This is a genomic window from Streptomyces sp. H27-H5 (assembly GCF_026627505.1).
Taxonomy (GTDB): Bacteria; Actinomycetota; Actinomycetes; order Streptomycetales; family Streptomycetaceae; genus Streptomyces.
In genome coordinates, this window is sequence record NZ_JAPNLK010000182.1 from 1 (window position 1) to 7919 (window position 7919).

The window sequence follows — 7919 nt, forward strand, 5'->3', positions numbered from 1 at the left end:
CAACGCCCGTCGGCTACACAGCGTGTGCGACTTCAAGAGTCCGATCGACTACGAACGCGAGTACTGAACCGGCCTCACTGTGGGGCTGGCCGCATAGGAAGGACTCCACACTTCGAGGGGATTGACAGTCCGGTTCCGGGTGGCCTTGCGGTTCGACCATGTTCGTGGAGTAGACCACGGTCCTTATGGCCGGCGGGAATGCCAGGTAGGGCGTGAACTCCGGCCAGGCCGACCGCCGGGTCCGTACGATCGCCGGATAGCGTTCGCCCAGCACAGAAACGAAGGTACGCAGTCAGCGCATCAGCTCAATCAGGGCCCGAGCGGCCCTCGTCGGGCCCTGCTCGCGTACGTGCGCGCTCAGTGTGTTGAGGGCGTGTCGTGGTGCGTCCAGCAGGGTAGAGACAGCCTGGCCCGCCTTGTTCGCTTCCAGTCGGTAGGGGTCCAGACACAGGCCGGAACCAGAACGTTCGGCGTCGTGGGCGACGGAGAACTGATCGCTGGAAAAAGGCAGCAGCAGGGCAGGCACGCCGGCCGCCAGGCATTCGGTGAAGGAATTGTTACCTCCATGGTGGACCATTGCGTCCACCTGCGAGAGCAAGGCTTGCTGCGGTACCGTCGCCGCCACCCCTACCCGGGGACCTGCCAGACCTGCCAGAGCGTTCGCCTGGTCCCCGGCCGCGAGGATCACCGAGGTATCTGGGCGCTCGACGAGAATGCCGCGGGTCACCGATTCCAGTACGTCCCGCCGGGCCGAGAGGAAGGTTCCCAACGCGACCAGCACCAGCCGCTCGCCGGTCTGGCGCAGCCGGCGTACTTCGGAGTTCCAGAAGGGGCCGGCGTCGAGGGTGTCCGTGGGAGTGAGATGTCCGCTGAATACGTAGGCCGGGCCCTCGGGGCGTGGGGGCAGCCAGTCAAGTTGGGGGTAGTTCAGCACGACGGCACGCGGGGAGCAGTGCGCGAACGCCCGGCTCGGTACGGGCCGGTGTGGAGCATGGCGGGCGATGAACCGCGAGAACAGCGCGTTGAAGGAACGCTCGTTGGCCCGGGCCTTTCCGCGCAAGGTTTGCAAGTCCGCGGCGGACGGTCGCACCGCTTGCGGCCACGCGTAGGGAACTCCGAACAGGGCGTCCGGGGCAGCTGGCAAGTAGCTGGGGTGACCGGGACAGAAGGTCGCGTACGGCAGGTCCAGACAGTGCAACGCAAGCGTCACCGCATAGCTCAGCTGGTCCACGACATACCAGTCCGCCGGTCGGCGGGCGTGTAACGCCCGCAGCTGCGCGAGCACCCGTTCCGGTTCAGCAAGCATGTCGGCCGCGCGGTGGCGGGCTTGGACCAGCAGGGCAGGAACGGCACCGGCCCGAGTGGCTTCCAAGAACTCCTCCAGTCGCTTGCTTTCCTCCCCGGCCTGCCTGGTGCGCCGGGCGATTCCCGTGTTCGCGTTGCGGCTGACCGTGAGCTGGGCGAATCCCACCCCCGCCGTCTCGGCCAGAAGCGCGAATTCCTCCGCGCAGGCGAACGTGACCTCGACCCCGGCCACGCGGAGCCCGGCAGCCAGCACGGACAGAGGAGCCGCGTGTGAGTGGAACGGCGGAGCGATGACGGTGACACGCGGCATGAGAGACTCACTTTCGGCAGATGGCTCTCGGGGTCTCTTATCCGGGGTCCCACATCCGCAGGCATGAGATCGATAAGTATCTCACCGCATCCGAAGCCGGGGGGCCGGCTGAAAGAGGGGTGACGATCCGCCCGAGCGAGAGCAGCACCCTCATGGACGGGAACGACCCTTTCGTTGCAGCCCGCCAGCACTTCTGGGCATCCGGGAAGACCGAGCCAATCCCCCGCATGTGCGGCACCCTGACGGCCTTCCTGAACGCCGAGTATCTCGCACCCCATCAAGAGGAGTCGACCCATCTTCCGGCCGATCCCCTCGACAGGAGGACGGCCTGGCTTCGCCGCGCCATGCGCGCCCAAGCAGTGGTCTCACCCGAGGACCTCCTGGTAGCCATGCGGAGTGGTGACCAACGACTGCGCAGCGCGGTCGCCGAAGCCTGGCATGCAACGCTTCACCATCACGGCGCCGTGCGTGTCCACCGAGCGATGCGCGACGAAATCCCGCGTTGCACTGACTCCACAGAGTTGGCTCAACTGATCGACCTGGCCACCGCGGCGCGCCTTGACGTACTGGATGCCTCCCAATGGGCTGATATGGCCACCCGGCAGCCGCTCCTGGGCAGGCCGGCTCGACTCGCTCTGTGGCGTCACCTCGCGTGCCATCCGCACCTTCGCCACGTTCTTCCGATGCCCGACACGGCCGTCGATGCGTACGAGCGCCTTTTACTCACGGTCGCGCGGGGCGGCAAACCGTTCGACATGCCGCCCCTGCCGTCGAGAGGCGGCCTGCTCGTGGTCCAGTCGATGCTGCTCGGCGAGATCGATAGCCCCGGGGAAGGGAGCAGCGGAGGCCTCGGTGTCCTTCTCGCCGGACTGGGCGACGCACTCGCGCGCACTCGGGGCATCGATGCGGTGATCACTCTCGTGATGAAGGACGCGCGTGATCTTCCGGAAGAGCCCACTCTCCTGCGCGGCCGCGGAGCGGGGCACTGGACGCTCAGCCTCCCCAGCGATCCGCACGACGGCGCCGCGCTCGGGGCGGGCGGCCCCGGCCGCAGCGCCCTCAGCTGGTGGACGAGCACTCTTGTGGGTGGACTCGGGCGACACCCCGACCTTGTCCACGTCAGGTACGCGGACGACGGTTCTCTCGCGATCGCCGAAGCCGCCCGAGCACTGGGCGCGCGCCTGATCTTCACCGCGACACCGGATCCACACCGCCGCATCAGCGAACGTCACGCCGGACGCACGATCACCGGAAGGGCCGAAACGGAGGAACTCCGCCACGACCTGCACCGCGTCTTCACTGCGGACATGCTCATCGCACGAGCCGACGAGGTCATCGGCATCCCCGGCCGAGGCGGCACGGCCGAGCTGATCCGCTACTTTCCGCAGCTCGCCCTCGCCAGGGGCGGGCAAGGACCCAGCGCGCCTCCGGAAGGGATCACCGCCTACCTTCCAGCCGATGACGAAGCACTGCGACAAAAGCGACTATTGGAGGGCCTCTTCGCCTCCGGCCTGCCCTCGGCGATCGACCCCGCCGCTCGAGCCCTTCCTCTTCTGCTAACCGTGGGGCGCCTCCACCCACTCAAGCAGCAGCACATCCTGGTCCGTGCGTGGATCGAGTCTGGTCTCCACCTCCGATCGACGCTAGTCGTCGTGGGCGGGTCCGCCCGGTCGGAAGGGAGGGGGCCCGCTGAGCACGACGTACGCGAGGCCATCGCCGATCTAATCGCAGCACACCCTCAGTCAGCCGCCCGGCTGGCCATGGTGCCCGCGATGCCCAACTCCGAGATCCGCTGTCTGGAGCGTGCACTGGCGCACTCGGGAATCACCGGCCGAGCCCTCTACGTTTGCCCCAGCTCGAAGGAGGAGTTCGGCATCGCCGTGCTGGAGGCCATGGACGCGGGGCTGCCGGTCGCGGCCACCGACCGGGGCGGCATCCCACACTATGTCCAGGACATGGTCAACGGAGTCCTTCTGGACACCTCATCACCCAGGACCCTGGCCGAGGGGTTGGAGCGGCTATTGGCCTCGGAACCCGAGATGATCGACGCCATGGCTCGGCGCGCTCGGGCCACGGTCCGGGCCCGATACTCCATCGACGTCGCCGCCGCTGGGTTTGCCTCCATCTACACCGGCCAGCCCGATCCCACGGCCGCGGCCCACTCCTCTTCGTAGATTGCAGGGCTAAACCCAATGCCGCTGTTTTAAGGGATGGGCTTGGGTTTTCGCTTGGCCGGGGCGGCGGGCCTTGACCCAAGGCCGGGTAGTTAAGGTATTTCCGCTGGTGGCAAGGGGTTTCGGCGCCGGGTCGTGACGCGGGCAATGGGGTCGCGTTGATCAGATAGTCCGCCAAGACTGCTGATCGCCGAGGTGCTTCGTTGGCCGTACGTCATTGAGGCTTCGCCATCTTCGAACGTGCTGGTCGGAGGGGCTGGCGTGGCGATCGGTCGGGGTGCTCGTGCTGGTCGTGGGACCTTCCCCCATGAAGGTGGGCACGCGGTTATTGATCACGCGGCGAGTGTGAGTTTAGCGGCGTGGTGTCGGCGTTCGTATTCGTCGGGGCTGAGGTGACCGTTGGCGGAGTGCCGGCGGCGGGTGTTGTAACGGGTCAGCCAGGCGAAGACGCTCCGGCGGCAGGTGCTGGCATCCCCGTAGTCGTGGGCGCCTTTGAGGGTCTCGCGTTTCAGGGATGCGTGGAAGCTTTCGCAGGCCACGTTGTCGGCGCTGGTGCCGACCGTGCCCATCGACCGGGTCACCCCGAGTTGGTCGCAGAGATCGGCGTAGGCCCCGGATCCGTATTGGGCTCCGTGGTCTGAGTGGAATACCGATCCGTGAAGGCTGCCGCGGGTCGAAGCGGCCATCCGTAGTGCGTCGGCGACCAGGCTGGTGCGCATGTGGTCGGTGATGGACCAGCCCACGATCTTGCGGCTGAAGCAGTCCAGCACGGTTGCGAGATAGAGGAACTTCCCACCCGCGACCGGGAGATATTGATCCGAAACGCTTTGAGTTCGGGCTCGTTGATGGTGTGTGAGTGATCTGGTGGGGGATGCGCGGGCCTGGTCGCCGGACGCGCAGGAGGCTGTGCGGTTGCTGGCGGTGTCGGCTCTGGTGGAGGGCCGGGACCGGGTTGAGGTTGCCGCCCTGTTCAAGGTGTCGGTCAAGGCCGTGGACAACTGGTGGGTGAAGTGGCAGGCCGGCGGGCGGGACGCGCTGCTGTCCCGCTCGCGAGGCCGCCGCGTGGGTGAGCATCAGGTCCTGTCGGAGGCCGAACAGGCTGCGGTCCGGCAGGCCGTCCTCGATCACATTCCCTCCGACCTGGGACTTTCTGGTCAGTTGTGGACGCGGGGGCAGATAGGCGAGCTGGTCTTCAAGCTGTACGGGGTCCGCTTCACCGAGCCCGGGGTGGGCAAGTACCTCAAGCGTTGGGGGCTGAGCTTCCAGCGTCCGGACAAGCGGGCGGTCGAGCAGGACGCGGAAGCGGTCCGCGTCCGGCACGAGGAGACCTGGCCGGCGATCCGGGCCAGGGCGAAGGCGGAGAACGGCGAGGTTCTCTTCGGCGACCAGGTCGGGGTCCGCTCGGACCAGGTCACCGGCCGCACCCGGGGCGCCAAAGGCGCGACTCCCATCGTCCGCCGGACCGGGAACCGGTTCTCCGTGAACGCGATGTCCGCGATCAGCACCCGTGGCCGGATGCACTTCATGGTCTTCACCGAGTCGTTCGACGCGAGGGTCATGTGCCGCTTCCTCGCCCGGATCGTCGGGCACTTCGACCGGAAGGTCCATCTGGTCGTCGACCGGCACTCGGTCCACCGCTCGAAGACCGTCCGGGCCTGGCTCGCCGGCCACAAGGACGAGATCGAGTTGCACTTCCTGCCCTCGTACTCACCCGAGCTGAACCCGGACGAGCTCGTCAACGCCGACCTCAAACGCAGCCTGCCCCGCACCCACAGGGCCCGGAACCAGGCCGAACTCGCCGCCGAGACCCGCAGGTTCTTCCGCAGACGCCAGCGTCAGCCACACATCGTCCGCGGCTACTTCGGCGGCCCGCACGTCCGCTACGTCCTCGACGGGAACCCTTTGAGTTTCTGATCAATAGGTGATGCCGCCCATGTACTTTCGCCCCGGCTCGAGGGCGGTGAAGTCCCGCTGGAACAGGTCTGCAACCGGTGCGGTCGATGGGTCGGGGAGCGTGGTGCGGACGCGTCTGCGCAGGCGGATCCCGGTGATGGAGTACGTCCGCATGATCCGGGCGACCCGTTTCTCGTTGACCCGCCGCCCTTTCTCGCGGAGCTCGGCAGTCACGCGCGGGGAGCCGTAGGCGCCGTCGGACTCGCCGTGGACCTTGCGGATCTCCTCGGCCAGGACCCGGTCCTCGCGCTGCCGGGTGGCCCGGGCCTCCACGCCGGCGAGCCACTTGTAGTAGCTCGACCGGTTCACGTCCAGGATCTCGCAGAGCCGCTTCACCTCGTAGGTGGCCCGGTGGTCGTCAACAAACTGGAAGCGGCTGATCACCAGTTCGTCTCTCCGGCGAAATACTTGGCCGCCTTGCGGAGTATGTCCCGCTCGGTGGCGAGCTTGCGCTCACTGGCCTCGAGTTCCGCCACCCGGGCTTCCAGCCGTCGGACCCGCTCGTCCGGATCAGCGGGCGGCACCACCGCCCGGTGCCGGGCAGTCGGCTTCGCAGGCGCGGCGGTGACGCCGCGGCGTTCGCGGTCCCGCAGCACCCACTCCCGCAAGGTCGCCCGGTTGACGCCCAGGTCAGCGGCGATGCTCTTGTATGTCGCTCCGGGTGTGGACTCGTACAGGGCCACAGCATCGGCCTTGAACTCATCCGAATAGTCCTTCAACGCCATCGGCGGTCTTCTCGCTTCCTCCGGATCAATCAAGATCCAGTATCAGCGTGTCCACCACTCAGGGGGAGGCCCCGTGTGAAGTTGACCCCTGAACTTGGACAGCGTGTGTTTACGCTGCGGGGGTGAGGTCTCGCTGCAGCAGGGTCCGGGTTTCGAGTGGGGTGAGGTATCCGAACTCGGGGTGTTTGCGGAGCCTGGCGCGGTTGTACTCGATCTCGATGAAGCGGAAGACGTCGGTGCGGGCGGCTTCGTGGGATTCCCAGACGGTGGTGCCGATCTCCGCTTTCAGCAAGCCGAAAAAGCTTTCGGCGGCGGCGTTATCGTAACATGATCCGGTTCGTCCCATGCTCTGCCTCAGGCTCAACTCCTTTATCGCCTGGCGGAATTCGCCCGAGGTGTATTCCGACCCGCGGTCGGAGTGCATGATGCAGTCGGGCTGGAGTTCGCCGCGGCCGGCGGCCATGCGCAGGGCGTCGGTGACCAGCTCGGCCCGGTGATGATCGGCCATCGCCTACCCGATGATCTCGCGTGTTCCCAGGTCGAGCACGGTCGCCAGGTACCACCAGCCCTGGAGCGTCGGCAGGAACGTGATGTCCCCGACCAGTTTCATGCCTGGCCCGGGAGCGGTGAAGTCACGTCCGACCAGGTCAGGAGCGGGTGCGGCCTTGCGGTCGGGCTTGGTGAGGCCGCGCCGCTTGCGGCGCGTGATCCCGTGGATGTCACGCTCGGCCATGATCCGCACCACCTTCTTCCTGTTGACCGTCCGGCCTCGTCTGCGCGGCTCGGCGTGGACGCGCGGGGCGCCGTAGGCTCCCCGGGAGCCAGGGCCTGTGTGGATCGCCCGGATCTCATCGGCCAGCTCGTCCTCGGCGGCCTGCCGCTCCCGCGCAGCCGGGCGCGCGGCCTTCCAGGCGTAGTACGTCGAGCGCGGCACCTCCAGCACACGGCACAGCAGCGACAGGCCGGGTATCGCCTGGTCACCAGGGGTGTCGGGGTTGGAATCGGCTCTCTGCGCGTCGATGAAGCCGCACACCGTGTCGGTGTCTACTTCAACGTGTCCGTCGCGAAGAGAGCCGTAGCTTCTTTCAAGATGGTCACCGTCTGCTCCAGCTCGCGGTTGCGCCGACGCAGTCGGCCCAGTTCCTCCCGCTCGGCGCTGGTCAGCGCCCCCGAACCACCCTGACCCCGGTCAACGGCGTCCTGCTTCACCCAACCCCGCAGGCCTTCGGGGCTGACCCCGAGGTCGCGGGCGACCTCGGTCACCGTCTTGTCCGACGAGCGGGCCAACGCGATGGCATCCCGCTTGAACTCGGCCGTATACCGCTTACTCAGGTTGAACTCGTAGTTTCCGCCTTCTCGATCTTGGTGAGTTCTATGGTCAGCCCGGTCTCCGTGAGGCAGCCGTTGATCAGTTCGGGGCGGTATTGGATCTTCTTGAGCTTGTGCTTGATG

Annotated in this window: 9 protein-coding genes and 2 pseudogenes; 2 read left to right on the forward strand and 9 right to left on the reverse strand. The window is 67.0% G+C overall.

Going from position 1 to position 7919, the window contains the following annotated elements; translation table 11 throughout:
- Window positions 1-151: 151 nt before the first annotated feature.
- From OTB19_RS43865 to OTB19_RS40700, 3 genes and pseudogenes are all read right to left on the reverse strand, one after another.
- Window positions 152-277 (reverse strand): annotated as a pseudogene (locus OTB19_RS43865) (transposase); the annotation flags it as partial.
- A 15-nt stretch (window positions 278-292) separates the two neighbouring features.
- A complete protein-coding gene (locus tag OTB19_RS40695) occupies window positions 293-1615 on the reverse strand; it encodes a glycosyltransferase (RefSeq protein ID WP_267803895.1) in 1323 nt (440 codons plus the stop codon).
- 365 nt (window positions 1616-1980) lie between these two features.
- Window positions 1981-2274: a hypothetical protein gene (locus OTB19_RS40700; RefSeq protein WP_267803896.1), complete on the reverse strand. Its 294-nt coding sequence runs from the start codon at window positions 2272-2274 to the stop codon at window positions 1981-1983.
- 24 nt (window positions 2275-2298) lie between these two features.
- Here OTB19_RS40700 and OTB19_RS40705 point away from each other — a divergent pair, with 24 nt between their 5' ends.
- Window positions 2299-3789: a glycosyltransferase family 4 protein gene (locus tag OTB19_RS40705; protein ID WP_267803898.1), complete on the forward strand. Its 1491-nt coding sequence runs from the start codon at window positions 2299-2301 to the stop codon at window positions 3787-3789.
- Window positions 3790-4121: 332 nt separating this feature from the next.
- Here the strand turns inward: OTB19_RS40705 and OTB19_RS40710 are convergent.
- Window positions 4122-4622: pseudogene (locus tag OTB19_RS40710) on the reverse strand (IS3 family transposase); the annotation flags it as partial.
- 19 nt (window positions 4623-4641) lie between these two features.
- Here OTB19_RS40710 and OTB19_RS40715 point away from each other — a divergent pair.
- Window positions 4642-5703 carry an IS630 family transposase gene (locus OTB19_RS40715; protein ID WP_420717010.1) on the forward strand — a complete coding sequence of 354 codons (1062 nt, stop codon included), beginning with the start codon at window positions 4642-4644 and terminating at the stop codon, window positions 5701-5703.
- Here OTB19_RS40715 and OTB19_RS40720 read toward each other — a convergent pair whose 3' ends face one another.
- The 5 genes from OTB19_RS40720 to OTB19_RS40740 form a co-directional block, all read right to left on the reverse strand.
- The gene (locus tag OTB19_RS40720) at window positions 5704-6126 is read right to left on the reverse strand and encodes an IS3 family transposase (RefSeq protein WP_267803902.1); all 423 of its coding nucleotides are present in this window, start codon (window positions 6124-6126) and stop codon (window positions 5704-5706) included.
- Window positions 6123-6467 carry a transposase gene (locus tag OTB19_RS40725; protein WP_267803904.1) on the reverse strand — a complete coding sequence of 115 codons (345 nt, stop codon included), beginning with the start codon at window positions 6465-6467 and terminating at the stop codon, window positions 6123-6125. The genes OTB19_RS40720 and OTB19_RS40725 overlap by 4 nt, the downstream gene beginning before the upstream one ends.
- Window positions 6468-6576: 109 nt before the next feature.
- On the reverse strand, window positions 6577-6975 hold the full coding sequence (locus OTB19_RS40730) for a DDE-type integrase/transposase/recombinase (protein WP_267803906.1): 399 nt from the start codon (window positions 6973-6975) through the stop codon (window positions 6577-6579).
- 3 nt (window positions 6976-6978) lie between these two features.
- Window positions 6979-7500 carry an IS3 family transposase gene (locus OTB19_RS40735; protein ID WP_267803908.1) on the reverse strand — a complete coding sequence of 174 codons (522 nt, stop codon included), beginning with the start codon at window positions 7498-7500 and terminating at the stop codon, window positions 6979-6981.
- 11 nt (window positions 7501-7511) lie between these two features.
- Complete coding sequence (locus OTB19_RS40740; protein WP_324290588.1) at window positions 7512-7892, reverse strand: transposase; 381 nt, start codon at window positions 7890-7892, stop codon at window positions 7512-7514.
- Window positions 7893-7919: the final 27 nt, after the last annotated feature.

Bases quoted from the DNA above. Each gene is read 5' to 3' on its own strand.
- OTB19_RS40705 (WP_267803898.1), top strand. From the start codon at position 2,299: ATGCCCGACACGGCCGTCGATGCGTACGAGCGCCTTTTACTCACGGTC.
- OTB19_RS40725 (WP_267803904.1), bottom strand. From the start codon at position 6,467: ATGGCGTTGAAGGACTATTCGGATGAGTTCAAGGCCGATGCTGTGGCC.
- OTB19_RS40730 (WP_267803906.1), bottom strand. From the start codon at position 6,975: ATGGCCGATCATCACCGGGCCGAGCTGGTCACCGACGCCCTGCGCATG.
- OTB19_RS40695 (WP_267803895.1), bottom strand. From the start codon at position 1,615: ATGCCGCGTGTCACCGTCATCGCTCCGCCGTTCCACTCACACGCGGCT.
- OTB19_RS40700 (WP_267803896.1), bottom strand. From the start codon at position 2,274: ATGGCACGCGAGGTGACGCCACAGAGCGAGTCGAGCCGGCCTGCCCAG.